The organism is Sphingomonas sp. 28-62-20 (genome assembly GCF_002281505.1).
Map to the genome: position 1 here is coordinate 66,981 of NZ_NCGH01000008.1, position 24,221 is coordinate 91,201.

27 protein-coding genes are annotated in these 24,221 nt (G+C 61.9%); 15 read left to right on the forward strand and 12 right to left on the reverse strand.

The annotated features are described in order from the left end of the window. Positions 1-151 precede the first annotated feature (151 nt). The 6 genes from B7Y43_RS08295 to queE all read left to right on the forward strand — a co-directional run bounded on the left by B7Y43_RS08295 (position 152) and on the right by queE (position 5,316). Positions 152-1,348 (forward strand): aspartate aminotransferase family protein, encoded by a 1,197-nt coding sequence (locus B7Y43_RS08295; RefSeq protein ID WP_374131167.1) that lies wholly within the window; start codon positions 152-154, stop codon positions 1,346-1,348. Next, the gene (gene argF, locus B7Y43_RS08300; RefSeq protein WP_374131168.1) at positions 1,348-2,265 is read left to right on the forward strand and encodes an ornithine carbamoyltransferase; all 918 of its coding nucleotides are present in this window, start codon (positions 1,348-1,350) and stop codon (positions 2,263-2,265) included. Before B7Y43_RS08295 ends, argF begins: the two co-directional genes overlap by 1 nt. Before the next feature lie 117 nt (positions 2,266-2,382). Next, positions 2,383-3,294: an Hsp33 family molecular chaperone HslO gene (locus tag B7Y43_RS08305; RefSeq protein ID WP_374131169.1), complete on the forward strand. Its 912-nt coding sequence runs from the start codon at positions 2,383-2,385 to the stop codon at positions 3,292-3,294. 63 nt (positions 3,295-3,357) lie between these two features. Beyond that, the gene (locus B7Y43_RS08310; protein WP_374131170.1) at positions 3,358-3,816 is read left to right on the forward strand and encodes a DUF3617 domain-containing protein; all 459 of its coding nucleotides are present in this window, start codon (positions 3,358-3,360) and stop codon (positions 3,814-3,816) included. 181 nt (positions 3,817-3,997) lie between these two features. Continuing rightward, the gene (queC, locus tag B7Y43_RS08315; RefSeq protein ID WP_374131171.1) at positions 3,998-4,687 is read left to right on the forward strand and encodes a 7-cyano-7-deazaguanine synthase; all 690 of its coding nucleotides are present in this window, start codon (positions 3,998-4,000) and stop codon (positions 4,685-4,687) included. Beyond that, a complete protein-coding gene (gene queE / locus B7Y43_RS08320) occupies positions 4,684-5,316 on the forward strand; it encodes a 7-carboxy-7-deazaguanine synthase (RefSeq protein ID WP_374131172.1) in 633 nt (210 codons plus the stop codon). The genes queC and queE overlap by 4 nt, the downstream gene beginning before the upstream one ends. Positions 5,317-5,334: 18 nt before the next feature. Here queE and B7Y43_RS08325 read toward each other — a convergent pair whose 3' ends face one another. Further along, positions 5,335-5,988: a hypothetical protein gene (locus B7Y43_RS08325; RefSeq protein ID WP_374131173.1), complete on the reverse strand. Its 654-nt coding sequence runs from the start codon at positions 5,986-5,988 to the stop codon at positions 5,335-5,337. 311 nt (positions 5,989-6,299) lie between these two features. Here B7Y43_RS08325 and B7Y43_RS08330 point away from each other — a divergent pair, with 311 nt between their 5' ends. Beyond that, positions 6,300-6,548 carry a hypothetical protein gene (locus tag B7Y43_RS08330; RefSeq protein ID WP_374131174.1) on the forward strand — a complete coding sequence of 83 codons (249 nt, stop codon included), beginning with the start codon at positions 6,300-6,302 and terminating at the stop codon, positions 6,546-6,548. Positions 6,549-6,588: 40 nt separating this feature from the next. Here B7Y43_RS08330 and lipB read toward each other — a convergent pair whose 3' ends face one another. After that, entirely contained in the window at positions 6,589-7,245 is a 657-nt protein-coding gene (lipB, locus tag B7Y43_RS08335) for a lipoyl(octanoyl) transferase LipB (protein WP_374131175.1), read from the reverse strand. 172 nt (positions 7,246-7,417) lie between these two features. Here lipB and B7Y43_RS08340 point away from each other — a divergent pair, with 172 nt between their 5' ends. Both B7Y43_RS08340 and B7Y43_RS08345 read left to right on the forward strand, forming a co-directional pair. Then, positions 7,418-8,269: a hypothetical protein gene (locus B7Y43_RS08340; RefSeq protein ID WP_374131176.1), complete on the forward strand. Its 852-nt coding sequence runs from the start codon at positions 7,418-7,420 to the stop codon at positions 8,267-8,269. After that, positions 8,266-9,015 carry a hypothetical protein gene (locus B7Y43_RS08345; protein ID WP_374131177.1) on the forward strand — a complete coding sequence of 250 codons (750 nt, stop codon included), beginning with the start codon at positions 8,266-8,268 and terminating at the stop codon, positions 9,013-9,015. The genes B7Y43_RS08340 and B7Y43_RS08345 overlap by 4 nt, the downstream gene beginning before the upstream one ends. On the opposite strand, the gene B7Y43_RS08350 is transcribed toward B7Y43_RS08345, so the two are convergent. From B7Y43_RS08350 to B7Y43_RS08365, 4 genes are read right to left on the reverse strand one after another with little or no spacing between them, the layout of a single operon-like run. Continuing rightward, positions 8,988-9,578 (reverse strand): N-acetyltransferase, encoded by a 591-nt coding sequence (locus B7Y43_RS08350; RefSeq protein WP_374131178.1) that lies wholly within the window; start codon positions 9,576-9,578, stop codon positions 8,988-8,990. The two genes, B7Y43_RS08345 and B7Y43_RS08350, sit on opposite strands and share 28 nt — an antisense overlap. Positions 9,579-9,594: 16 nt before the next feature. Further along, entirely contained in the window at positions 9,595-10,437 is an 843-nt protein-coding gene (gene hemF / locus B7Y43_RS08355) for an oxygen-dependent coproporphyrinogen-III oxidase (RefSeq protein ID WP_374131179.1), read from the reverse strand. A 44-nt stretch (positions 10,438-10,481) separates the two neighbouring features. Further along, complete coding sequence (locus tag B7Y43_RS08360; RefSeq protein WP_374131180.1) at positions 10,482-10,739, reverse strand: pentapeptide repeat-containing protein; 258 nt, start codon at positions 10,737-10,739, stop codon at positions 10,482-10,484. A 1-nt stretch (position 10,740) separates the two neighbouring features. Further along, positions 10,741-11,247, reverse strand: a complete 507-nt coding sequence (locus B7Y43_RS08365) for a tRNA (cytidine(34)-2'-O)-methyltransferase (protein WP_374131181.1) — start codon at positions 11,245-11,247, stop codon at positions 10,741-10,743. A 179-nt stretch (positions 11,248-11,426) separates the two neighbouring features. On the opposite strand from B7Y43_RS08365, the gene petA reads away from it, so the two are divergent. Genes petA through B7Y43_RS08385 form a run of 4 tightly spaced genes read left to right on the forward strand, consistent with a single transcriptional unit; the run spans position 11,427 to position 14,687 of the window. Beyond that, on the forward strand, positions 11,427-12,005 hold the full coding sequence (gene petA / locus B7Y43_RS08370) for a ubiquinol-cytochrome c reductase iron-sulfur subunit (RefSeq protein WP_374131182.1): 579 nt from the start codon (positions 11,427-11,429) through the stop codon (positions 12,003-12,005). Positions 12,006-12,015: 10 nt separating this feature from the next. Continuing rightward, complete coding sequence (locus B7Y43_RS08375; RefSeq protein ID WP_374131183.1) at positions 12,016-13,311, forward strand: cytochrome bc complex cytochrome b subunit; 1,296 nt, start codon at positions 12,016-12,018, stop codon at positions 13,309-13,311. A 15-nt stretch (positions 13,312-13,326) separates the two neighbouring features. Then, a complete protein-coding gene (locus B7Y43_RS08380; RefSeq protein ID WP_374131184.1) occupies positions 13,327-14,142 on the forward strand; it encodes a cytochrome c1 in 816 nt (271 codons plus the stop codon). Positions 14,143-14,156: 14 nt separating this feature from the next. Then, positions 14,157-14,687 carry a purine phosphoribosyltransferase family protein gene (locus B7Y43_RS08385; protein WP_374131295.1) on the forward strand — a complete coding sequence of 177 codons (531 nt, stop codon included), beginning with the start codon at positions 14,157-14,159 and terminating at the stop codon, positions 14,685-14,687. A gap of 9 nt (positions 14,688-14,696) precedes the next feature. Here B7Y43_RS08385 and B7Y43_RS08390 read toward each other — a convergent pair whose 3' ends face one another. The 3 genes from B7Y43_RS08390 to B7Y43_RS08400 all read right to left on the reverse strand — a co-directional run bounded on the left by B7Y43_RS08390 (position 14,697) and on the right by B7Y43_RS08400 (position 18,146). Continuing rightward, a complete protein-coding gene (locus B7Y43_RS08390) occupies positions 14,697-15,152 on the reverse strand; it encodes a MaoC family dehydratase (RefSeq protein ID WP_374131185.1) in 456 nt (151 codons plus the stop codon). 285 nt (positions 15,153-15,437) lie between these two features. After that, complete coding sequence (locus tag B7Y43_RS08395) at positions 15,438-16,682, reverse strand: nucleotide pyrophosphatase/phosphodiesterase family protein (protein ID WP_374131296.1); 1,245 nt, start codon at positions 16,680-16,682, stop codon at positions 15,438-15,440. Between the two features lie 60 nt (positions 16,683-16,742). Then, positions 16,743-18,146, reverse strand: coding sequence for a hypothetical protein (locus tag B7Y43_RS08400; RefSeq protein WP_374131186.1), 1,404 nt, complete (start codon positions 18,144-18,146; stop codon positions 16,743-16,745). Between the two features lie 554 nt (positions 18,147-18,700). Between B7Y43_RS08400 and B7Y43_RS08405 the strand changes: the two genes are divergently transcribed. Then, complete coding sequence (locus B7Y43_RS08405; RefSeq protein WP_374131187.1) at positions 18,701-19,801, forward strand: hypothetical protein; 1,101 nt, start codon at positions 18,701-18,703, stop codon at positions 19,799-19,801. Positions 19,802-19,826: 25 nt separating this feature from the next. Here B7Y43_RS08405 and ychF read toward each other — a convergent pair whose 3' ends face one another. Further along, positions 19,827-20,927, reverse strand: coding sequence for a redox-regulated ATPase YchF (ychF, locus tag B7Y43_RS08410; RefSeq protein WP_374131188.1), 1,101 nt, complete (start codon positions 20,925-20,927; stop codon positions 19,827-19,829). A gap of 190 nt (positions 20,928-21,117) precedes the next feature. Here ychF and glsA point away from each other — a divergent pair, with 190 nt between their 5' ends. Further along, complete coding sequence (glsA, locus tag B7Y43_RS08415; RefSeq protein ID WP_374131189.1) at positions 21,118-22,989, forward strand: glutaminase A; 1,872 nt, start codon at positions 21,118-21,120, stop codon at positions 22,987-22,989. Between the two features lie 15 nt (positions 22,990-23,004). Here the strand turns inward: glsA and B7Y43_RS08420 are convergent, their stop codons facing one another. Beyond that, positions 23,005-23,622 (reverse strand): TIGR02466 family protein, encoded by a 618-nt coding sequence (locus B7Y43_RS08420; RefSeq protein WP_374131190.1) that lies wholly within the window; start codon positions 23,620-23,622, stop codon positions 23,005-23,007. Beyond that, entirely contained in the window at positions 23,619-24,188 is a 570-nt protein-coding gene (gene pth, locus B7Y43_RS08425; RefSeq protein WP_374131191.1) for an aminoacyl-tRNA hydrolase, read from the reverse strand. The genes B7Y43_RS08420 and pth overlap by 4 nt, the downstream gene beginning before the upstream one ends. Positions 24,189-24,221 lie beyond the last annotated feature (33 nt).

Below are 24,221 nucleotides of genomic sequence, written 5' to 3' on the forward strand. Positions count from 1 at the left end.
ATCTCCTGACCTTAAGCGGACAGTTTATCCGCTGCGGGCCCATCGCCGCAACCACGGCATGCACAGGTGTTGCGCTCGCCCGGCACACACCGTAAAAGTCCGCTTCAGGCGACCGGCTTGGGTCGCCTTTTTGCGTTAAGGGAGCCCTGCCATGCCGATTACCCCGCTCATGCCTGTTTACCCACGGTGTGATGTGCGTCCGGTGCGTGGCGAGGGCTGCTATCTGATCGGCGAGCGCGGTGAGCGCTATCTGGATTTTGCGAGCGGCATCGCGGTCAATGCGCTGGGCCATGGCCACCCGCATCTGGTGAAGGCGATTGCGGAACAGGCCGCGACGCTGATGCACGTGTCGAACCTTTACGGCTCGCCGCAGGGCGAGAAACTCGCGCAGCGGATCGTCGACAATTCGTTTGCCGACACGGTGTTCTTCACCAATTCGGGCACAGAGGCGGTCGAATGCGCGATAAAGGCCGCGCGCCGCTATCACTATGTCAACGGCAACCCGGAGCGGAACACGCTCATCACCTTCAACAATGCGTTTCATGGCCGCACGATGGGCGCAATTTCGGCGACCAACCAGGCCAAGATGCGCGACGGGTTTGAGCCGCTGCTGCCGGGCTTCGCCTATGCGCCCTTCAACGACCTCACCGCCGCGCTGGCGCTGGTCAATGACACGACCGCTGGTTTCATGGTCGAAACGATCCAGGGCGAGGGCGGCGTGTCGGCGGGCACCGAGGAGTTCATCCAGGGCCTGCGCAAGGCGTGCGATGAACACGGCCTGCTGCTGATCCTCGACGAGGTTCAGTGCGGTTATGGCCGCACCGGCAAGATGTGGGCCTATGAGCATTACGGCATCACCCCCGACATCATGTCGGTCGCCAAGGGCATTGGCGGCGGCTTCCCGCTCGGTGCTTGTCTGGCGACTGAAGAAGCGGCCAAGGGCATGGTGATCGGGACGCATGGCTCCACTTATGGCGGCAACCCGCTGGCGATGGCGGCGGGCGAGGCGATCCTCGACGTGATCCTAGAACCCGGTTTCCTCGATCATGTCACCATGATGGGCGATCGGCTGCGCCAGGCGCTCGAACAGATGATCCCCAACCACGACCATATTTTTGACAGTGTACGCGGGCGCGGGCTGATGGCGGGGATCAAGCTGAAGGATAGCGCGGTCAGCCGTGAATTCGTGGCGCATCTGCGCGATCATCACGGGTTGCTGACGGTGGCGGCCGGCGAGAATGTCGTCCGCATCCTGCCGCCTTTGGTAATCGAGCAGGCGCATATCGACGAGTTCGTCCAGAAGATGAGCGCGGGCGCGCGAATGTTTGCGCCCGCCGTCGCCGCCTGATGCGCCACTTCCTCAACCTCGCTGATGCGGGGCCCGACGCCATCGCCGCAATGCTGGCCGATGCACTTGATCGCAAAACCGCGCGCAACGGCTGGCCAAAGGGCAAGCCTGACGCTGACGCGCCGCTCAGCGGGCACGTGCTGGCGATGGTTTTCGAGAAAAACTCCACCCGCACCCGCGTGTCGTTCGACATGGCGATCCGGCAACTGGGCGGCTCCAGCATCGTCATGGATGCCGGGCTGATGCAGCTGGGGCGCGGTGAGAGCATCGCCGATACCGCTCGCGTCCTGTCGGGCTATGTCGATGCGATCATGATCCGCACCGACGATCACGCCAAGGTCGAGGAGATGGCGCATTTTGCGTCGGTGCCCGTCATCAACGGGCTGACCGATTTGTCGCACCCCTGCCAGATCATGGCCGATCTGCTGACGGTCATCGACGCTGGCAAGGCGCTACCCGGCCTTAAGGTCGCCTGGCTGGGGGATGGCAACAACGTGCTCTATTCAATCGTCGAGGCGGCCGGGCTAATGCACTTTGAGGTCGTTGCGGCCTGCCCGCAAGGGTTCCAGCCTGACGAATCCGTGCTCGCAAAGGGCAAGGGGCGCGCGCGCTGCGTTGCCTCCCCGCATGAGGCGGTTGAAGGCGCCGATGTCATCGTCACTGATACCTGGATATCGATGGGGCAGGCGCATGCCGAAACCAAGCTTGATGCGATGATGCCCTATCAGGTCACAGAAGCGCTGATGGCGTCGGCGAAGAACGACGCGGTCTTCCTCCACTGCCTGCCCGCGCATCGCGGTGAGGAAGTCACGGCGGAGGTCATTGATGGCCCGCAGTCGCTGATCTGGGCGGAGGCGGAAAACCGGCTGCACGCGCAGAAATCAGTGCTGCGGTGGTGCTTCGGGCAAATTGGTTGATCTTGCCGGGGTTGCTCCCCATCTTCGTCGTGCCAGCGCAGGCTGGCGTTCCCACCCCCCCCCACCGCGCGCCTGCCGCACGAGGCCCCAGCCCATGCTGGGGTGACGGAGTTTACGATGACGATCGCCCCGGAGAGTGATTTGGACCGCGCCATCGGCTTTACCATTCCTTCGCGCCATGCGCGCGGCCGGATGGTGCGGCTTGGCCCGGTGCTCGATACGATTCTTGAAGCGCACGCCTATCCGCCCGCGATCGAAGCGTTGCTGGCGGAAGCGCTGACGCTGACGGCGCTGATCGGGTCAACGCTGAAGGATGCCGGTGGCCAGCTCACCATGCAAACGCAAACGCAGAACGGCGTGATCAATCTGCTCGTCTGCGATTATCGTGGCGGCGAATTGCGCGGCTATATCCAATATGATGCTGACAAGCTCGCCGATGCGCCCGCTGATCCCACGCTATTTGCGCTGTTTGGAACGGGTTATCTGACAATCACCTTCGATCACGCGACGACCGGCGAGCGATATCAGGGGATCGTTCCGCTCGACGGCGAGACGCTGGCCGAGGCGGCGCAGAATTATTTTGTCCAATCCGAACAAATCCCCACGCTGATCCGGGTGGGCTTTGGGCGCGATGCAGCCGGGCATCATCTGGCCGGTGGCCTGTTCCTGCAACATTTGCCCGAGGGCGAGGAGGGGCGTGATCGGATCCATACGCGGCTTGATCATCCGGAATGGGAGCATGTCGCGGTGCTGGGCAGCACGATGAGCCGCGATGAGCTGATCGATCCCGCGCTCACGCTGGAAACATTGGTCTGGCGTCTGTTTAATGAGGAAGAGGAAGTCCGGATCCTGGCCGAATTGTCGTTGGCCAAGGGGTGTCGCTGCACGCGGGACTATATTGCGCAGGTGATCGCGAAATTCCCCATCGAGGAGCGGCGCGAAATGGCCGATGAAGATGGCGTGATCACCGTCGATTGCGCCTTTTGCTCGCGCACCTTCCCGCTGCCGCTCGACGCGATTGTTTCTTAACCATCCTTGCATCCTTGCTGATCTGTCAGCAAATGTCTCTGCGGGGCCTGAATCGAATCGGGCATGAACGATTCGATTGGGTTGGAGGGATATTCGATGCGATCTGGTCTTTGGGCTGCCCCGGCGATGCTGGGCATGGTCTTTTGCGCGAGCATGACGGTCGCCGCAGCGCCGGCGACGGCGCCCACAGTGGCGGTTTTTGCGCAAATTGAACCCGGCCAGTGGCAATTACGGGAATCAGAGTCCACGGCGCCGCCGCGGCTGATCTGCATCACTGATCCCGCCAATCTCGTTCAGTTCGACCATCCGGGTGGGCAATGTTCGCAATTCGTGGTCGAGGATCTGCCGCGCGTCGCCACAATTAATTACAGCTGCACTGGCGTCGGCCATGGCCGAACGACGATCCGGATCGAATCAAAAAAGGGATTTCACCTTGATATCCAAGGGATAGCGGGTGGCGCGCCCTTCGATACGGACTTTGAAGCGCGCCGGATCGGGGAATGCACCACCGCCCGCCGTTAAGCTGGCGTTTAGCTGGGCATGCTATCACAGGCTGTGTTGGTGACAGCACGCTTAGCCCCCTAGGCAAAAAGTCCCCTTGGGCCGCCGTGTTTGGCGGCCCTTCTTTTGGGCCTGCCCAGATGGGGGAGCGGCGGCTTACGCCTTGCAGCACCGGCCGATTGTGACTAGCGACCCGCCGATCATGACTTCATTCAACAAATTTGCCGTGGTGCTGCTGTCGGGCGGGCTTGATTCGATGGTCGCAGCCGCGCGCGCGCGCGAAGCCGGGTTCCGGCTGTTGGCGCTGTCGGTGGATTATAATCAGCGCCACCGTGTCGAGCTTGCCGCGGCGCGGACGATTGCGCAGGCACTGGGGGCCGAACGCCATATCGTGTTGCCGCTTGATCTTGCGGCCTTTGGCGGGTCGGCACTGACCGCCGATATCGCCGTGCCCAAGCAGGGCGTCGGGCCAGGCATCCCGGTGACCTATGTGCCGGCGCGCAATACAATCTTTCTCAGCCTGGCCCTTGGTTGGGCAGAGGCGACCGGGGCGCATGATCTGTTCATCGGGGTCAATGCGCTTGATTATTCGGGCTATCCTGATTGCCGGCCTGAATTCATCGCCAGTTTTGAAGCGATGGCGGCGCTCGCAACCCGCGATGGCGTTGAGGGGCATGGCTTTACCGTCCATGCGCCGCTTCAGCATATGAGCAAGGCGGATATCGTGCGGGAAGCCGATCGGCTGGGGCTCGATGCCGCCATGAGCTGGTCCTGCTATGATCCGGCCCCCGGCGGCATTCACTGCGGGCTGTGTGACAGCTGTCGGCTGCGCCAACGCGGGTTTGACGAAGGCGGGATTGCAGACCCGACCGTCTATGCCGTCCGGCCATGAGCTATGCCGTCAAGGAGATGTTCCTGACCCTGCAGGGTGAGGGCGTTCATAGCGGCAGGCGCGCGGTGTTCATCCGCTTTGCCGGCTGCAACCTATGGTCGGGTCGCGAAGAAGATCGCGCCACCGCCGTCTGCCGCTTTTGCGATACCGATTTTGTCGGGACAGACGGGGCAGGGGGCGGTCGCTTTGCCGATGCCGCCGCGCTCGCTGATGCGGCAATCCGTCACTGGAACGGGCCGCTCGCGGGGCGGTTTGTCGTGTTGACCGGCGGGGAACCGATGCTCCAGGTCGATGACGCGATCGTCGATTCGCTCCACGCTGCGGGTTTCACGATCGCGATCGAAACCAATGGGACGCTGCCGGTCCACCCTGGCATCGATTGGGTATGCGTCAGTCCGAAGGCGGGCAGCGTTGTCGTTCAGCAATCGGGCAATGAACTCAAATTGATCTGGCCCCAGCCCGGCAGCGATGTTGATGCGATTGCCAGCTGGGCCTTTGATCATTTCCTGGTCCAGCCGCTCGACAGCGAAACTGCGGCGGCCAATCAGGCCGCCGCGATCGATTTCGTCCTGGCACGGCCCAATTGGCGGCTATCGCTCCAGACGCACAAGCAGCTGGGGCTCCGCTGATCGGCCAGAAGCGCTAGCCTAATAGGCGTTCGGGCACTTCCGATAATCGAATCTGTCATTTTTCCAGCAGATCGGGTCCATCCGCAGGACGGCAATGGTCTCCATCGAATTGCGCCCTGCGAATCGTTGTTCGCCACGCGCCACCAAGCTGTTGCGTATTTCGCGCAACCGGTTCTCTGCGAGCTTGTTGAGTTCACCGCGCGGCGTGAAAATCGCATCCCGGGCCACCATCGCAGCGGTCTGGCAGAAATTATATTGCGCATAGACGGTCGTGAAGCTCGAATAGACTCGCGTCTGATATTTATCGAACTCAGTGGTCGCCTTGGCTTTGGCTTTGTTCATCCGGGCAAAATATTTGCCAAGTCGGTCGAAAGAGCTGGCCAATTCTGCACGGTGATCGGCCAGTACAGCGTTATAGGTTGGCGCGGTCAGCAGGATTGGCGCAAAATCGCACCCAAGCGCCGAAACGTTGAGCGCTGCGCGCAACGACCAGACCATGCCGGCCCGCAATTCATCCGGTGTTGCATTTGGCAGCGGCACGAACAGCCCTGGTTCGTCACCACGAACGGGTTCGCCGGAAAAATCCGGATTCTTCATAAAAAACTGCGCGGTCGCCGGGCTTGGCGCGATGACGCCTATCGCCATGACGAGCAGAAAAATCGAACGCCACATGAATGCATTACCTCGCAAAATATTCCCTGCGCCTCTAACGGATTTTCGCAGGCGTCCAACCCCCTTTGCCGGGGCATCCCCGTCAATTTGGCACTGATTGGTTAAACTGCGCCAAATGCGCGGCAGTCTGTTTGGATATTTTTGCGTGTCCGCGCCAAAATCCTATCCGTGCCCGGGGGTAGGCCCGGCACTGTGCTGGTTGCGAGCCCGCTGGGTCCCGAATCGAAAAGGGTCGCCCGGCTAACCGGACGACCCCCTCGATATCGCATGGTTGCCAGGGGCAACCAAGGCGACGCTCAAATTACTGAGCGTTGGTCGCCATTGCGTCGTTCGACGACATCATCGCGTCGTTCGACATCATCGCGTCGTTCGACGCCATTGCGCCGTCCGTTGCGGTCATGTTGTCAGTCGCCATCGCATCGCCTTCGTTGGCGGTCATTTCGCTGACCATGGCGTTGTCGGTGGCCGTCTCGGTCTTCGGCGAGCAGGCCGAAATCATCAGTGCCGCACCGGCGATCATCGAACCGGCAACGACTTTGGAAATGAGTGCACGCATTTGAAGCTCACCGTGTTGGACATTAGTCTGATATCGCTCCGCCCTCAAGCCTCGTTTTGCGATTGCAAAGAAAGTCTTTGCACAAAGTGAGCGAATTCAAGTGCTAATGCCGCATCAAGAGCGGAAAAATCAACTGTTTTTCCAAGTTTTTTGGCACTGGTGACCGCAAAATCCGGCAAGCCACACGGGATGATGCCTTCAAAGTGCCCCAATTCGGGGTGCATGTTCACCGCGAATCCGTGGAGGGTGACCCATCGCTTCACGCGCACGCCGATGGCGCCAATCTTGGCCTCGGCCCCATGATCCATCGTCCAGATGCCCACCCGACCCGGCGCCGTAAAGGCGGCGACATCAAGATGCGCCAGCGCCGCGACCACCCATTGTTCCATCGCATGAACAAAGCAGCGGACGTCACGGCCGCGTTTTCCCAGATCAAGCATGACATAGCCGATCCGCTGGCCGGGGCCGTGATAGGTGTAGCGCCCACCGCGTCCAGTCGCGTGGACGGGAAAGCGCGGGTCGATCAATTCGGCCGGATTGGCACTGGTGCCTGCGGTATAGACGGGGGGGTGTTCCAGCAGCCAAACCAGTTCGGGCGCTGATCCTTCAGCAATCGCCGCAGCACGGGCCGCCATGGCTGTGGCGGCGACTTCATAGTCGACCGGTTCACTTTCGATCCGCCATTCCACGCCATCGATCATTGCCAATCCCTGCGCCAGCAGGCTTCAGCGTGCAAGCCCGACCCTGATCGCTGGCGCGCTCCCCGATCGATGATTGCCCCATTTAAACACCGCGCGTGTCTGCCAAGATTGGCAAGCGCGTGCGCAATCGTCTAACAACGGCCATCATTGGCGCTAGGCGGGAGTAGGTAGCTTGAATTCGGTCAATATGGGAACGGTCTGGGATCGCGCGACCGAGTTTCTGGGGGACAATATTGCCGCCGTGACGCCGATCGCGATCGCTGCGCTCTTCCTGCCGGCGTCGATCAACGATGCGATTGCGCCGTTGGGGGCAAATAATCCCGGCATGCAGCTTGGCATCAGTGTGGCCAGCCTTGTGCTGGCGATTGTTTCGATTTTCGGAGAACTGGCCATCATCGCAATGGCGGTGGATGCCGCCCGGACCGCTGGCGATGGCGTGCGCAGTGCCGCCGCGCAGTTGCTGTTGGCGCTGCTAACGTCGCTTGCCGTGCTGGCTTTGGTGTTGCTGGGGCTCTTGCCGCTGATCGGGCTGGTCGCGGCTGCTGGCATCGACATGAAAGTGTTTGCAACCAATGATCAAGCAGCGATCGGGCAGGCATTGTCGGGCATGCCAGGCGGCATTGGTTGGGCAATTGCTGGCTATTCGCTGCTCTGGATTATTGGCACGATTTGGATCAGTGCCCGCTTCGTGCTTGCGTTGCCGGCCCTGGTTGATGAACGGCGCGGCTTTGGTGCGCTCGCGCGGTCCTGGCAGTTGACGCGCGGTCTGGCGCTCAAGATCGTCGGCGTCCTGGTGCTGTATTTTATCGTCAGCGCGGTCGCGGCGCTCGCGGCCAAGACGGTGTTTGGCGGGGTGCTGGGGCTGGTCGCCGGTGGCAATGCAGCGGGCAGCTTTGCCGCGATCGTCACGTCGGTCGCGGTCGGCGCCGTTGGTACCGCATTTTCAGTGCTGCAGGCGGCGTTTATCGGCAAGCTGTTCATCGCGGCACGCGACCGGACGCAGGAAGCAACTGGCCACTCATGAAAATCAATGTACCGGGCGCCTTTGCCGACGCCTGGAGCTTGTTCCGTCGCCACACCGAGGCATTGGTGGCGGTTGCTGGCCTCTTCATCTTCCTGCCAACGCTGGCTCTGTTGCTGCTCGTCCCGGCGGCACCGCCTTGGCCCGATTCGGCGGCAAGCGATGCCCAGATCCAGGCCGATGCCGCGATTTTCGCCAATTGGATCGTCGATAATGCGCGCTGGTTTCTGGTCGCGTCGCTTGCCTCGCTTTACGGGTCGTTGGCGATATGCACATTCTTGCTTGATTCGGCCTGCGTCGATCTGCGTGCAGCCTTGCAACGGGCGGTGCGGCTGTTGCCGCGCTATGTGCTCGCCGCGCTGCTCATCCTGCTGCCGGCCTCGTTGGGTATATTCGTTTTCGTCCTCCCGGGGCTCTATATCCTCGGTCGAACATCATTGATCGCGCCCGCTTTGGTGCGCGAAAAATCTTTGACGGCGACGTCGGCAATCATGCGCAGCATCGCGCTCACCCGGCGCAATGGCTTGATGCTCGCTGGCCTGACTGGACTGGGGCTGTTGGCTGGGCAGATTTTGCCAGCGCCGTTTCAGTCAATCGATATCGCGATGCGGGCGGTGGGCGCGGCCAATCCTGTCATGGTCACGATCGTCGATTCGCTCGCGGCGGTCCTCGCCTCCATCGTCGCGCTCGCCACGATCCTGATGCGGATCGCGATCTATCGTCAGCTCGCGGCCAATAGCGGCACATGAGGCGCGGCTGAGCGATCGATCAGGCCCAGCATGCGCGGGTCGGGGAAGGTTTCGATCGTCTGGCTGACCGGAACAAATCCGGCGGCACGGTAGAAACCAAGCGCGCGAGGATGATCAAGCGTGCAGGTGTTCACCCGTACGAACGTCACGGTCGGGCGCCACATCATCATCAGGCCAATCGTCATCAGCCAGCGGCCATGGCCTTTGCCGGTAAGCTCTGGCACCAGCCCAAAAAAGTCGAGCGCGCACCAATCCGGCGCAACATGGGTGAATTCAAGCAGCCCTACTTCGATGCCGGCGCGATCGATCACGGCATGCACCTGGGTCTGGTCCCGGCGGATCAATCCTGCCAGCGCGCTGTCTGGCATCGCCAACCGCGAATACCAGAGCCAGGGCGCGCCGACGCGCCGGAACAGCGCCCGATATTTATCAAGATCGGGCCGCTGCCACCGCACCAGCCGCAGCGGCGATTCGGTCAGCGGCACCGGGCGCGGCCGCACGCGCTGTTCCAATGTGGTGACGATCGTGGCGATCTCACCTGCAGCAATCGGGATCACGGCCATGGCGGCCCGCCCGCCGTCAGGCCCAGGTTGCGAGCGGCGGCAGGCTCATCAAAATCGCATCGATATTGCCCCCGGTCTTCAGCCCGAACAGCGTGCCGCGATCATAAACCAGATTGAATTCGGCATAGCGCCCACGCCAGGTGAGCATCTGCGCCATATCAGCTTCAGTGAAGGGGCTATGCATCCGCCGCCGGACGATTCGGGGATAGCTGTCAAGGAAGGCGCGCCCGATATCCTTGATGAATTCGAAATTGGCGTCGAAATCGCCTTCAACATGATCAGCGAAAATGCCGCCCACGCCGCGATGGCATTGGCGATGCGGGATATAGAAATAGTCATCGGCCCATTTCTTGAACCGATCATAATAATCGGCACCATGGGGGTCGCAATGCGCCTTTAGCGTCGCGTGGAAATCGGCGGTGTCTTCGTCATAAGGGATTGGCGGGTTCAAATCCGCGCCACCGCCGAACCAGCGCTTGGTCGTGACAAGGAAGCGGGTGTTCATATGCACCGCAGGCACATGCGGATTGGCCATGTGCGCGACCAGGCTGATCCCGGTGGCGAAAAAGCCAGGATCTTCGGCGGCACCGTGGATTGATTTGGCGAACTCGCCTTCAAACGTGCCGCCAACGGTGGAGACGTTGACGCCAACCTTCTCAAACACCTTGCCCTTCATCACGCCGCGCACACCGCCGCCGCCGGGCTCGCCAGAAGGGTCAGTCCGATCCCAGCTGAGATACTCGAAATCGGCGTCCGATCCCGCTTCGCGCTCAATCGCGACGAATTCGGCGCAGATCAGGTCGCGCAGATGTTCAAACCAGGATCGGGCGGTGGATTGCTGTTCGTCGAGCGGAGCCATTACGTCACCTAATTTCGTTGCAAAATCGTGTTCGAGCGTGCGTCTCAATCACTGTGGCAGCCGTCTTTGGCGAGCTGCTCACGGACCCAGGCCTCGACGTCATAGCCAAAGATGCCCATCCCCTTGATGTTGGCATTATCGATCGTCAAGCCCGATAGGTTGACGTTCTCCAGCCGCGCACCGGACAGATTCACATTTACAAATCGCGCAGCGGCCAGATTGACGTCATCGAACTGCGCCTCCACGAGCGAGCGATCGGTGAAGGCCGCGCCGCTCATCCGTTGTCCCGAGAATCGGTCCATTTCATCCCCCCTCGCTTGACGGCCAGGCCTCAAGCTGGCGCAGTGCCTCCGCCATCCCGATCGCTGCCGAGGCACCGATGTTGAGCGAGCGAAGCCCAGGCCGCAAGGGAATCCGCACGCGAACATCGGCACAGTCGTGGACAAAGTCCGGTACGCCCGCGCTTTCCGCGCCAAATAGCAAGGTGTCGCCCGGCAAGAAGCTGGTCGCGGGTAATCGCGCGGCGCCTTTGGTGGTGAACAGGACGATGCGACCGGTGATGGATGCGGTAAATGCCGCCCAATCGACATGGCGCTTAATGGCGACGGTTGCGGCATAATCCATGCCGGCCCGCGCCAGCGAGCGATCCGAAAACGCAAAACCCAGCGGCTCAATCAGATCGACCGGCACATCGAAACATGCCGCCGTCCGCAGGATTGCACCGACATTGCCGGCGATCTCTGGTTGGTAAAGCGCAAGCCTTAGCGGGGGCGGATCACTGGACTGGGGGAAGGCGGGGGAAGGGGGCAACGCTATTCGGGCACCTTAGTGCTTTGGACCATGTCGATCCGGAGACATAAAATGCTGTTGGCAAATCCGTGACGCTTTGTCTATCAGGCCGCGATTCGATCGGCATCAAACACCGGTTTTTGGGGCACGGCCTTGCCGGTCGCGCGCCACATCAGTTTCAACGCGCAAGGGCTAACCGAATGGCAACGGCAAACGAAGCGATCCCAGCAGGCGGCGCACATGATGCAACGCACGACGGCGAACCGCGCCGCCGCGATTTTTTGAGCATCGCGGCGCTTTCCTTTGGCGGCGTCGGCGTCGTTTCGGTCCTGGTTCCGCTGGTCAACCAGATGAACCCGTCGGCAGACGTGCTCGCCCAGTCGTCGACCGATATTGATCTGTCGCAGATCCTGCCCGGCCAGGCGGTAAAGACATCGTTCCGCAAACAGCCTTTGTTTGTGCGTAACCTGACCCCGGAAGAGATCACTGAGGCCGACAAAGTCTCGGTTTCGACGCTGCGCGACCCTGAAACGCTGGCGCAGCGCACCAAGGAAGGCCACAAGAACTGGCTGATCACCTTGGGCGTGTGTACCCATCTGGGGTGCGTGCCGCTCGGCGCGGGTGAGGGCGAGATCAAGGGTGAGTTTGGCGGCTATTTCTGCCCCTGTCATGGGTCGGTCTATGATACCGCCGCGCGCATCCGCAAAGGCCCGGCACCGACAAACCTGCTTGTGCCGGACTATACGTTCACATCAGACACCACTGTAACCGTCGGTTGAGGTCAGCATCATGAGCTTCCCCTGGGCAAATCATTACGAGCCGAAGTCCGGCCTCACCAAGTGGATCGACCAACGCCTGCCGCTGCCGCGTTTTGTCTATAACGCGGTTGGCGCCGGTTATCCGGTGCCGCGCAACCTCAACTATTTTTGGAATTTCGGCGTTCTCGCCGGGGTCGCACTGGTGCTGCAGATCGTCACCGGCATCGTGCTGGCAATGCATTTCGCCGCGAATGGTGAGATTGCGTTCAATTCCGTCGAACACATCATGCGTGACGTGAATTCGGGCTGGATGATCCGCTACGCCCACGCCAATGGCGCGTCGATGTTCCTGGCCGTGGTCTATATCCACATCGCTCGCGGGCTATATTACGGATCGTATAAGGCGCCGCGCGAGATGATCTGGCTGCTGGGTGTCGTGATCTTCCTGTTGATGATGGCCACCGCATTCATGGGCTATGTGCTTCCCTGGGGCCAGATGAGCTTCTGGGGCGCGCAGGTGATCACTGGCTTCTTCTCGGCAATCCCGGTGGTGGGTGAATCGATCCGCATCTGGCTGTTGGGGGGATACACCCCGGACGATGCCACGCTGAACCGTTTCTTCTCGCTTCACTATCTGCTGCCGTTCGTGACGCTGGGTGTCATCATCCTGCACGTCTGGGCGCTGCACATTCCGGGCTCGAACAACCCGACTGGTGTGGACGTGAAGGGCGAGCAGGATACCGTGCCTTTCCATCCTTATTATACCGCCAAGGATGGTTTCGGGCTGGGCGTTTTCCTGACGATCTTCGCTGCGTTCATTTTCTTCATGCCCAACGCGCTTGGCCATCCGGATAACTATATCCCGGCCAATCCGCTGTCGACGCCAGCGCACATCGTGCCGGAATGGTATTTCCTGCCTTTCTACGCGATCCTGAAATCGTTCACCGTTGATCTTATCCTGCCAGCCAAGCTGTGGGGCGTGCTCGCGATGTTCGGTTCCATCCTGCTGCTGTTTTTCCTGCCCTGGCTGGATTCGTCGCCAGTGCGCTCGGCAAATTACCGTCCGACCTATCGCTTCTTCCTCGTCATCTTGCTGATCGACGTGCTGGTGCTGGGCTATATCGGCGGCGCCGAAGCGAACGGTCGCAACATCGTGATCGGCCAGGTCGCGGCTGCCTATTATTTCGCGCATTTCCTGATCATCCTACCGATCATTTCCGCGACGGAGCGTCCGCGCCCGCTGCCGAATTCGATCACTGAATCGGTGTTGGGCAAGCACGCTAAAGCTACGGGCGGCAGCTTCGGCACCGCAGTTCCGGCCGAATAAAGGGCATCCAAACCAATGGTTCGCATCATCTCCTTCATCGTTGGCCTTGGCTTTGTCGGCGTTTTGCTGCTGGGGCTGTTCGGTAGCGTCAACAGCCTGATCACCGATCCGGCCAAGCCGACCGTGACCGAAGAGTTTCTCCGGCCGCACAAGGAAGTCGCCTTTGCCAGCGATGGTCCGATGGGCAAGTTTGATCGCGCCCAGCTGCAGCGCGGCCTTCAGGTCTACAAGGAAGTTTGCTCGGCCTGTCACTCGCTCGGCCGGGTCGCGTTCCGCGATCTGACCAAGCTGGGCTATAGCGAAGCGCAGGTGAAGAAATTCGCTGCCGATTGGGGCGCAAAGCAACAGGTTCTGGACCCCAAGACCGGCGACCGGACTGAGCGCGACAACGTGCCCGCTGATAAGTTTCCGACGGTGTATTACCCTGGCCAGGGTGTGCCGCCCGATCTTTCGCTGATCACCAAGGCGCGTCATGGCGGCGCGGCCTATATCTACTCGCTGCTGACCGGCTATAGCGAGCAGCCTGCGGCCTTGCTGAAGCATTTCCCCGACGCGAAGACGCCCGATGGCCTGTATTACAACCCGTATTTCGCGAACCTCAACATCGCGATGCCGGCGCCGCTGGCCGATGGTTCCGTTACCTATGCCGATGGGACCAAGAACACGCTCGACCAGATGTCGAAGGATGTTTCCGCATTCCTGGTCTGGACGGCAGAGCCTGAGCTCGAACAGCGCCATTCAACCGGCTTCGCCGTGCTTGGCTTCCTGCTGATCGGGACATTGCTGGCTTATGGGTCGTATCGCACCGTCTGGCGGAATGTGAAGCATTGAGCGACACCGCTGCCGTGAACGACGATCTGGCGGCGTTGATCCGCACGATCCCCGACTTCCCAAAGCCGGGGATCATGTTCCGCGACATTACCACCCTGCTGCTTGACCCCAAGGGCCTGGCGATGACGGTGGAGCGTATGGTCGCGGCGGTCGATGGTCCGGTTGATCTGGTGGCGGGCATTGAGGCGCGCGGGTTCCTGTTTGCCGCAGCAATGGCGGTGCCGCTGAATGCTGGCGTGCTGCTGATCCGCAAGGACGGCAAGCTGCCCGGTGCCACGATTGCCGAGGATTACGCGCTTGAATATGGCACCGATCGGATCGCCATGCATGAAGACGCGCTGGTGCCCGGCCAGCGTGTGTTGCTGGTCGATGATCTGATCGCCACCGGCGGCACGGCACGCGCGGCGATCCGGCTGCTCAAAAAGGCTGGTGCATCGGTGACGCAGGCGCAATTCGTTGTTGATTTGCCCGATCTGGGCGGCGCCGATGCGCTGCGGTCGGATGGGATTGACGTCAGCGCGCTCGTCGCTTTTGGCGGGCACTGAAACCGGCTTTTATCCCCAGGTGCCGGTCCGGGTTCTGATCAGCCCGATGGCAATCGTCGTCATGACGGCGTCGCCATGCTGATTGCGCACGGTGATCCGGCTGCGATAACTCCCCATCTCTGGTCGGCTCTGCGAGGGGCGCTTATCGAGAATCTCGGTTTCCACGCTCAGCGTGTCGCCGGGATAGACGGGCTTCAGCCAGCGCAGTTCCTCCTGCCCCGGCGATCCTAACCCCGCCTGTCGCGTGTTCTTCATATTTTCGACCAGCATCGCCATCATCATCGCACAAGTGTGCCAGCCACTCGCCGATAATCGCCCGAAATGGGTTTGCGCCGCCGCCTCGTCTGACAAGTGGAAGGGCTGCGGATCATATTTGGACGCGAACTCGACGACCTCCTCATGGGTGACGTGATAGCTGCCAAAGCTGGTCTTGGTGCCGGGCTCAATGTCTTCAAAATAGATCATGGCGACAGCTTCCTGCGTCAGGAACCGCTTGGCAAGTGATTTGAAAGCGCGGCGCCGCGATCAGCGGGAAGCTGCCTGGTCAGTCCTAGATGGGTGTTCGCGCAGAGGCGCGGAGGCGCAGAGGAGGAGCATCATCTGGCGATCTCCCGCGCGGCGGCAACCTGAATCCCGGCCTGGCTTTGCCAAGCGACAATGGGCAGCGCCCACCCCCTCTGCGTCTCTGCGTCTCCGCGCGAACAACTTTCTTCCCGGCTTAACGAAGCCCGTTCGTGCCCAGCGAAGAGGTTAGCGCTTCAGCGCCGCGCGAAACGGTGCATCGTCGCCATCGCCACCACTCGCAGGCGGCAAGCGGATCAGGTCACGCAGCAGCGGCGCCACGGCGACATTGTCGAAACTCGCCAGCCTGCCCATCGGCTTGACTGCGGGGCCGCTAGCGATGAACAGCGCGGCCATCTCGGGCGCGTCGACATCAAAGCCATGCGCGCCGCCGGAGGGGGGATGATCCGCCGGCGGATCGCGGGTCAGCGCCAGCCAGCCCGTTTCGGCGAGGCAAATGAAGGGCGGCACCCGCGGGTTGCTGCCATAATGCAGCCGTGCCGGGATCTCGCTTTTGCGCCAGCAGCTGACATGCTCGCGGGGGGCGAGCAGCAGTTTCGCGACTGCGTCCTCATGACCCGCGACGGGCGTGATGCCGGCATAGGGGCCGTCGCTGATCGAGGTGAAGCTCCCCGCCGGCAGCAGGCGATCGAGCCGGATCACCCGATCGGCACTGATCGCCGCCATGCCGTGATCGGCGACAATCACCAGATTGGCAGGCTGGCCAAGCGCGGCGAGTTCAGTGCGCAGCCGACCGATTTGGTGATCCACCTCGCCCACGACCTTGGTCGTGTTGGCGTCGTCCGGGCCATATTTATGCCCCGCCGAATCGACCACATCGAAATAGAGCGTCAAAAACTTGGGCCGGGTCGCCGCTGGCCGCCGCAGCCAATCGATGATGCCATCCACGCGCTGGCCACTGCTCACCGCCTGCGCAAATTGCTGCCAATCGCTGGGCCGTACCCCGCCAAAATCAACATTGGAGCCGGGCCAGAACATCGTCGCGGTGCGAATGCCTGCCTTCTCCGCCGTCACCCAGATCGGCTCGGCTTGTGTCCACCAGAACGGATCGTCGGTCGCCATGGTGAAGACCTGGCCCGGGCGGGCGCCATCCTCCATCCGGTTCCCCACCACCCCGCTGCGATCAGGCCGCAGCCCGGTAACCAGCGTATAGTGATTGGGGAAGGTGATGCTGGGAAAGGACGGCCGCATCGCCGCGCTGATCCCGGCATCGGCCAGCGCATTCAGGTTCGGCGTCACCCCGCGCGTCAGATAATCGGGCTTGAAGCCGTCGATCGATACCAGGATGGTGACCGGCGCCTTGGCCTCGACAGCAGCTGTCGCCGCAGGCCTTGGCCCCTGCACGGGCGGCGTAACGCACGCCTGCAGCCCGGCGGCGAGGAACAGTGCGAAAAGGCGGGTGGTAAAACGCATGATGCGGCCATGGCCCATTACCGGGTCATTCATGTGACACTCTCCCCATCGCCTTCCCCGTCACTGTCCAAGCGACAGCTTGGCAAACAAAGTATAGCTGATCGGTGCATTGCCATAGTCGCCCACCAGCGCCGCCGGATAGGCATAGCCCGCCACCGATCCACCCAGCGCCAGATTGACGACATCGGTCAGCTTCAATCGATAGGCATAGCCGCCCTCCGCCTTGGTCACGCGAAATCGCTGGTCATGGAGCGGATGGCTATGATCGGGGAATAGCTCGTCATTGGCGACATTTTCGACACGGCCAAAGATGCTATGGTGGCGGCTAATGTCCCAGTTTGCCTCCGCCAGCCAGGCGGTCAGCGTCCGGCCAGGGCCCTTGTCTTTGGCGGAGAAGGCGAGCGTCGTCGCCAGCCCGCCGCGACCATAATGGAGGCTGGCCGTGGTCCGGCGTTCGTTCAGATCGGCCTCAAGTTGTTCAGGGCTTTTCAGAAAGCCGTGGCTGACTTGCATCGCCCAGGCCGGGGACGGCGACCAGCTTGCGCGCACGCTCCATGAATCGAGCCGGGGGGCCTCAAAATCCCAGCGAAACTGGTCGGGCTCGCGCCCGCGAAACGCCGACGCCTCGATCTGGAAGCGGGGTGCGGCATAGCCCGCGGTGACGACGCCATAGCTGATGTGGGTACTGTCGAACCAGTGATGTGTGATCGGCGACAATGACTGGTACCGTGCCGATGCGCGCATCATGAAGGCTGACGGTCCGATCGCCGGTTCGCCAACGGGCGCCGCATAAAGAAAAACGCTGCCCGGCCCGGCATCGACGTCGATCCGCGCGGCGAGTTCCATGAACAGGTCATGAGGGTGCTGGCGATCGATCAAGGGGGTAATGCCGTCGGCGGTTTCCCCGGTCGCGAACAGATTCGGGTAGCCGCGCCGACCCAAAAGCGGCTCAAGGCTGAGCATCGATCGCAAGGAAAGTCGTGCGCCGTCGCCCAGTGGCCGTGTTGCAGTCAGCATCGCCATCGACGTCACGAACCCCGAACTGTCTCCACGTGGGCCGCCCTGATCGGTATAGGCACCCCAGGCAAACCCATGCGCCATCAGCGCCCAGTCGCCCGCACTGAAATGCAACCCGTGCATTCCCTCATTCCCCGGCAACCGCGACGTGCCGGAGCCGGTGACGTAGCCGTCGGGGGCCATCATGTCGTGAGACATCGCCCCGTGGTTCATATTGCTTTGGTCCATCGCGCCATGGTCCATCGCGCCATGGTCCATGGCACCATGGCCCATCGTAGAATGGTCTTCTGCCGTTCGGGCGGGAGCCGGGCTCGCCGGTTCGGGCTTGGCCGGCGAATGCATGTTGCTGTGGTCGTGGCCGGGCATCGCCGGCATCGTCTGCGCCGCCGCCAGCGACGGCAGCAACGCGCCCACGGCGATTGCCGCGAGCAAACTCGATCTGATCATGTCGAAACGCTTTCGAAAAAGGGGTAATCGCAGCGGGGCAAAAATGCCCGGTCGATCATCCCCGTCGCGGCGGCGGCAAGGCGGGCGGCGCGGACAGCCCGGCAACGAAAGGCTGGATCAGGATCGCGCGCGGCATTTGCGGTAGGGCAATCGAAGCCACCACGCTGGGCCCACGCCAGGATGATGGCGGAATGCAGCCAAGGCACATTTCCGATGCAGCGTTGGGGGCGTCATGGTGCTGCTTCGGCGCTGAATGGTGCCCAGTCATCGCCACCGCCGCGGGCTTCGCCACGGGTGAATGACAGCCGCGCGCATAGTCAGGTGCCGTAAGTATAAGAGCAATCAGGATAAAAATTAGGCGAAGAAGCATCAACGAGACGATACTCCAGATAGTAGGCGGCTGCCAGCCCCCGTCGTCCATGATGTTGACCACAACCATAGTCGTGTTTACGTCCGTAGTCGCGAGCCGCGCTGGCGCCGGACATCTCCTCTGCACCATCGCGTCACCCTGTCAGATCCGGCGTAAAGCCACCGCATTTTGGAGAAGCAAGACGATGTCGAAAAGCCTGTTTGTCGTGTTGATGGGCAGCGTCGCCCTGGCGCTGGGGGGCAATGCGCCATCCCCCAATCTCTGCCAGCAGGCCAAAACGGTATTGCCGCAGCTTGCCTGCGCCGAGAGCGCAAACGGCGTGGCCTTGGCGGGTGACACCGCGCGGGCGCAGCGGCTAATCGAGCTGGCCGACGCCGGCGTCGTCCGGTTCAAGGAATATTTCGGTCGTCAGGCGCTACGCTATGCCATTGCCGAGGGGCCCGATGCCCTCGTGCCGTCAGAAAGCGTTGGCGCGCTGCGCAGGGCCGGGTTCCCGGTCGTGCTGCCATGGATTTCACCGAAAGTGTACCGCGAGCAGGTTGAGCAGTCGATCCGTCGCGGGCTGACGGCCCGGATGACCGGCCGCCCGCAAGAGGAAATCGATGCGGCTGTGCAAAAAACCGTCGAGCAGCAAACCAACCCTGAGCGGCTTGCCCGGACAGAGCTGGCAACGGTTTCACACGAGCTGGGCCATTACTGGTTCTGGCAGGGCTATTGGCCCAAATCGACGCTGAGCGAAGAGAAGCATTATGGCGGACCAAGCCCGGACTGGCTCGACGAGATGTCAGCGGTGCTGATGGAGGCACCGGTCAGCTTCAACGACCGGGTGAAACAGTTCGGGCAGCGTTACGCCACCTATCGCGCCGACCCGCAAAAGGCTGATGAGAACACCAGATTGACGGTCGATCTTGTCAACTTCCTTTCCGAAACGCATCCGGCGCATCAACAGGTCAAATTGCTATCGCAACAGGTTAGTGGCGACCTGAAGAAGGACAGTTTCAAGGCAATGGTGTTCACGGGCGAGGAAGCACGCAAGATCGCCGAGGGCGGTGCCCGTTTCTACCTGCAATCAGCGGTGGCCTCGCAATATCTGATTGATCGGACGGGGAACCGCCAAATCTTTGCCCGCATTGCCGAGGCTTTCGCGCGCGGCGAGACAATGGCGGAGTGGCTCGCCAACAAGGAGCCCAAGGGCAAGCTGCCGCGCGATCTGAAGGCGTTGCAGGCCGACTGGCTAAGCTGGCTCGACCAGCGCTTCCCGGCCGAGCCTGCCAAGGCTGCCTAGCGCACGATCCCGGGCGGCGGCGTGATCAGACGTTAAACCGAAACAGCATCACGTCGCCGTCATGCACCACATACTCCTTGCCCTCTGACCGCAGCTTGCCCGCGTCGCGCGCGCCGCTTTCGCCCTTCAGCGCGACATAATCGGCAAAGGCGATTGTCTCGGCGCGGATGAAGCCTTTTTCGAAATCGGTGTGGATTTCGCCTGCCGCCTTGGGGGCCTTGGCGCCCGCTTCTACGGTCCAGGCGCGGGCTTCTTTGGGGCCGACGGTGAAGAAGGTCAGCAAATGGAGCAATTTGTAGCCAGCGGTGATGACGCGGGCGAGGCCGGTTTCCTGCAAGCCAAGCTCGGCCAGAAATTCGCCGCGATCCTCGGGTGGCATCGTCGCAATTTCGGCCTCAATCGCCGCTGACACGACAACGGCTTCCGCGCCCTCTGCCTTGGCCTTTTCGAAGACGCGCGCGGACAGCGCGTTGCCGTTCGCGGCATCGCCCTCATCGACGTTGCAGACATAAAGCACGGGCTTCGACGTCAGCAATTGCGCCTGCGCGAACACGCGTGCCTCGTCCTCGTCCCTGGGCACCGTCAACCGCGCGGGCTTGCCTTCGCGCAGCAGGTCAAGCGCCTGGCCGAGCACCGAGGCGGCAACCTTGGCTTCCTTGTCGCCCTGCATCGCCTTTTTCTGCGCGGCAGGGACGCGTTTTTCCAGGGATTCGAGGTCAGAGAGCATCAGCTCGGTTTCGACCGTTTCGGCGTCGGCAATCGGATCAACCTTGCCCTCGACATGCGTCACATCGCCATTTTCGAAACAGCGCAGGACATGCACGATCGCGTCGACTTCGCGGATATTGCCCAGGAATTGGTTGCCCAGCCCCTCGCCCTTGCTCGCCCCGCGGACCAGCCCGGCAATGTCGACAAAGCCCAATTGCGTCTCGATGATCTTGGCCGACCCGGCAATCGCCGCAAGCTGATCAAGCCGGGGATCGGGCACCGCGACATTGCCGACATTGGGCTCGATCGTGCAGAAAGGATAATTCGCCGCCTGCGCCGCCGCCGTCTCGGTCAGCGCGTTGAACAGGGTGGACTTGCCGACATTAGGCAGCCCGACGATACCGCAACGAAATCCCATGAACGATCCTTGGTGGTGGTGGCCGGTGTCAGCCAATCTGTGGATGGCCCGATAGGCGGTTGGGCGGCGAAATGCCAGTCCATGGGCGGCCATCCGATGAAATGCCCCATAGGCAATGCGCCAACAGGGCGTTATTTCGGAAACGTCTCATCGTTATCACGGTGGTACGATCCTTTGGGGGGAGGGGAATATGGCTGATCGCAAGAAGCGGCGCACACCGACGAAAAAGGGGATCAGCGCCAGCCTGATCGACGATGTGCTCGCCGAGCTATATGCCTCGATCAAGAAGGAAAAAGGCGGCCACCTTCCCGATTACATCCCTGAACTTGCCAAGGCCGATCCCGATCAGTTCGGCATCGTCATCGCCACCGTCGATGGATCGATCTACGCGGTCGGCGATTCGGATGTGCCCTTCACGATCCAGTCGATTTCGAAGCCATTTGCCTTCGGGCTCGCGCTTGAAGATCACGGCATGGACGAAGTGCTGCGCCGGGTCGGCGTCGAACCAAGCGGCGACGCCTTCAACTCGATCGTGTTCGATCAGCGCGCCAATCGCCCCTTCAACCCGATGGTCAATGCAGGCGCCATCGTCACCTCCAGCCTCGTTACCGGTCCGTCGCTGGCGCCACGCGTGCAGCGGGTGCGCGATATGTTCGAACGCTATATCGGTCACCCGGTCGAGGTGGACGAAGCGGTGTTCGGTTCCGAAAAGGCAACCGGCCATCGCAATCGCGCCATTGCCCATCTTGAGCTCAATTTTGGCATGCTTGTCGAGCCGATCGACGAACATCTCGATCTGTATTTCCAGCAATGTTCGATGCTCGTCACCGCGCGCGATCTGGCGCGCATGGCGGCAACGCTCGCCAATGGTGGGCTCAACCCGGCGACCGGCGTGCAGGCGATTGATCCGGGCTATGTGAAGAACGTCATCTCGGTGATGAACTTCTGCGGGATGTATGATTATTCGGGCGAATGGGGATATCGCATCGGTTTGCCGGCCAAGAGCGGTGTGGCCGGCGGCGTCATCGCGGTGCTGCCCGGGGTGATGGGCATCGGCGTCTTTTCGCCACCGCTAGACGAGCGCGGCAATTCCTATCGCGGCATCAAGGTGTGCGAAACGCTGTCGCAGCGCTTCGGGCTCAACATGTTCGATGTCGCCGAAGGGGCCATCTCGTCGATCCGTCGCAGCTATGATGCGGCGACGGTCAGCTCGAAGCGGACCCGGTCGCAAACCGAACGCGGGGCGCTTGATCGCCACGGCGCCGCCATCAAGGTGGTCGAGCTTCGCGGGCGGATTCACTTTGCCGCGATCGAGCAGATTAGTCGCCTGTCGGCGGCACTGCCGGACAGCGTATCCCACCTGATCCTCGATCTGTCGCGGGCGGACATGGTCGAGCCACAGGCGGCCTTGCTGATCGTCCAGCTCATGGCCGGGCAGGCCAAGGCCGGTCGCATCGTGCGGCTGGCGATGTGGCGCGATTCGGCTTGTGGTGAAGCGATGGCGCGCGCGGGTGTGGATTTCACGACAGTGTTTGCCGACGCCGATGAGGCTTTGGAATGGGCCGAAAACGATGTGCTCGCCAAAGTGGATGCGCAAGCCGATGGCGAGCCACAGGCGACGCTTGCGGAGATGAACCTGTTGCGCGGGCTCGACGATAGCCTGCTCGATGCGCTGGCGACGGCGCTGGAAAAGCATGATCTGCCAGCCGGCAGCCATATTGTGCGCGAAGGCGATCCGGCGAGCGATCTCTATTTCCTCGCGCGTGGCACCGTGACGGTCAGCCTAAACACCGCCGATGGCCACCGCGTGCGGCTGACGACGCTTGATCCCGGCGTTGCCTTTGGCGAGATGGCGCTGGTCGATGGCGCCCCGCGCTCGGCAGACATCATCGCCGACACCGATGTGTCGGTCTATGTCCTGTCGCTTGATCGGCTTGATGCGCTGTCGCTCACCGCACCGGCGGTCCACGCCGCCTTGCTCCGCAATATCGGTCGAGAGCTGTCGCAGCGGCTGCGCAAGGCGAACCGCGAAATCCGGTCGTTCACTGAGGTCGCTGCCTGATCGCGCGGGGCGCCGCTACCAACGATAGTTAAAACTCACGCTGATCCGTTCGCCCCCGGACTTGCTGGTCCCCTCATGCGGCATCACCTCATGCCTGAGCCAGCTTTCCCATAGCAGCACTGCGCCCGGCACCGGCTCGACATACATAAACGTCCGCAAATCCTCGGGCGCGTCGTCGCGGCGGGTGGGGGCGGCCATCATTTGGGCGAGGCGGGGGTCTTCGAAGCGGATCGCGCCCGCGCCCGGCGGCACCGCGACATAGACCGTGCCCGACACCACCGAATGCGGGTGGATGTGCCCGGAATGCGCGGCGCCCGGCTTCATCACATTCACCCACAGGCTGTCGAGCTTCAGCTTGCGCCCGGCCAGATCGAACGCGCAGTCCTCGGCAAAGACGGCGACATGCTTGTCGAGCAGCTTCACCAGATCGCCAATCACCGGATCGCGCCGCGGCAGGTCGTTGAGCGACGCATAGCTGGTATAGCCGCGATAGCCCTTGTCCTTGCTCCACGCAGCGCCCGCCCGGTCTTCTTCAGCGAGCATCAGGCACGACCGGGCAAGATCCTCGACTAGCGCCGGGTTCTTCAACGCGCCCTCGTACAGCCGCGTGGCGAAGAGCGAGCGGACGCTCATGGCTGCTGCCTGAGCGCGACGTCGTTCATGAAACGCACATCGTCCCCCTCGGTCAGCCATTTCGCTTCGGCAGCGACCGCGCCGAGCATCGTTGCCAGATCGTCCATCTCGGCCTTGGCGAAATTGCCCAGCACATGGCCGGTCACTTTGTCCTTGTGGCCGGGATGGCCGATGCCCAACCGGACGCGGCGGAAATTCTCGCCGATATGCGCCACGGTCGATCGGATGCCGTTATGGCCAGCGGTGCCGCCGCCCTGCCGCACCTTCACCTTGAACGGGGCGAGATCCAGCTCGTCATAGAAGACAGTAACGTCTTCGGGCGCGAGCTTGTAGAAACGCATCGCCTCGCCAATCGATTGGCCGCTGTCGTTCATGAAGGTGGCGGGTTTCAGCAGCAGCAGCTTTTCAGTGCCCAGCCGCGCCTCGATCGCCCAGCCCAGGAAACGCTTTTTGGGCGCGTCGAAATCATGGAAATCGGCAATGGCGTCCAATGCCATGAAGCCGGCATTGTGCCGGTGAAACGCATATTGTGCGCCCGGATTGCCGAGGCCTGCCCAGAGTTGCATTGCTCTTTCTCCCTCCCCTTCAGGAGCGGAGGG

What these genes read in the sequence shown, in the direction of transcription:
- B7Y43_RS08295 (WP_374131167.1), top strand. Translation starts at nt 152, where the DNA reads ATGCCGATTACCCCGCTCATGCCTGTTTACCCACGGTGTGATGTGCGT.
- argF (WP_374131168.1), top strand. Translation starts at nt 1,348, where the DNA reads ATGCGCCACTTCCTCAACCTCGCTGATGCGGGGCCCGACGCCATCGCC.
- B7Y43_RS08305 (WP_374131169.1), top strand. Translation starts at nt 2,383, where the DNA reads ATGACGATCGCCCCGGAGAGTGATTTGGACCGCGCCATCGGCTTTACC.
- B7Y43_RS08310 (WP_374131170.1), top strand. Translation starts at nt 3,358, where the DNA reads ATGAACGATTCGATTGGGTTGGAGGGATATTCGATGCGATCTGGTCTT.
- queC (WP_374131171.1), top strand. Translation starts at nt 3,998, where the DNA reads ATGACTTCATTCAACAAATTTGCCGTGGTGCTGCTGTCGGGCGGGCTT.
- queE (WP_374131172.1), top strand. Translation starts at nt 4,684, where the DNA reads ATGAGCTATGCCGTCAAGGAGATGTTCCTGACCCTGCAGGGTGAGGGC.
- B7Y43_RS08325 (WP_374131173.1), bottom strand. Translation starts at nt 5,988, where the DNA reads ATGTGGCGTTCGATTTTTCTGCTCGTCATGGCGATAGGCGTCATCGCG.
- lipB (WP_374131175.1), bottom strand. Translation starts at nt 7,245, where the DNA reads ATGATCGATGGCGTGGAATGGCGGATCGAAAGTGAACCGGTCGACTAT.
- B7Y43_RS08345 (WP_374131177.1), top strand. Translation starts at nt 8,266, where the DNA reads ATGAAAATCAATGTACCGGGCGCCTTTGCCGACGCCTGGAGCTTGTTC.
- B7Y43_RS08350 (WP_374131178.1), bottom strand. Translation starts at nt 9,578, where the DNA reads ATGGCCGTGATCCCGATTGCTGCAGGTGAGATCGCCACGATCGTCACC.
- hemF (WP_374131179.1), bottom strand. Translation starts at nt 10,437, where the DNA reads ATGGCTCCGCTCGACGAACAGCAATCCACCGCCCGATCCTGGTTTGAA.
- B7Y43_RS08360 (WP_374131180.1), bottom strand. Translation starts at nt 10,739, where the DNA reads ATGGACCGATTCTCGGGACAACGGATGAGCGGCGCGGCCTTCACCGAT.
- petA (WP_374131182.1), top strand. Translation starts at nt 11,427, where the DNA reads ATGGCAACGGCAAACGAAGCGATCCCAGCAGGCGGCGCACATGATGCA.
- B7Y43_RS08375 (WP_374131183.1), top strand. Translation starts at nt 12,016, where the DNA reads ATGAGCTTCCCCTGGGCAAATCATTACGAGCCGAAGTCCGGCCTCACC.
- B7Y43_RS08380 (WP_374131184.1), top strand. Translation starts at nt 13,327, where the DNA reads ATGGTTCGCATCATCTCCTTCATCGTTGGCCTTGGCTTTGTCGGCGTT.
- B7Y43_RS08390 (WP_374131185.1), bottom strand. Translation starts at nt 15,152, where the DNA reads ATGATCTATTTTGAAGACATTGAGCCCGGCACCAAGACCAGCTTTGGC.
- B7Y43_RS08395 (WP_374131296.1), bottom strand. Translation starts at nt 16,682, where the DNA reads ATGCGTTTTACCACCCGCCTTTTCGCACTGTTCCTCGCCGCCGGGCTG.
- B7Y43_RS08400 (WP_374131186.1), bottom strand. Translation starts at nt 18,146, where the DNA reads ATGATCAGATCGAGTTTGCTCGCGGCAATCGCCGTGGGCGCGTTGCTG.
- B7Y43_RS08405 (WP_374131187.1), top strand. Translation starts at nt 18,701, where the DNA reads ATGTCGAAAAGCCTGTTTGTCGTGTTGATGGGCAGCGTCGCCCTGGCG.
- ychF (WP_374131188.1), bottom strand. Translation starts at nt 20,927, where the DNA reads ATGGGATTTCGTTGCGGTATCGTCGGGCTGCCTAATGTCGGCAAGTCC.
- glsA (WP_374131189.1), top strand. Translation starts at nt 21,118, where the DNA reads ATGGCTGATCGCAAGAAGCGGCGCACACCGACGAAAAAGGGGATCAGC.
- B7Y43_RS08420 (WP_374131190.1), bottom strand. Translation starts at nt 23,622, where the DNA reads ATGAGCGTCCGCTCGCTCTTCGCCACGCGGCTGTACGAGGGCGCGTTG.
- pth (WP_374131191.1), bottom strand. Translation starts at nt 24,188, where the DNA reads ATGCAACTCTGGGCAGGCCTCGGCAATCCGGGCGCACAATATGCGTTT.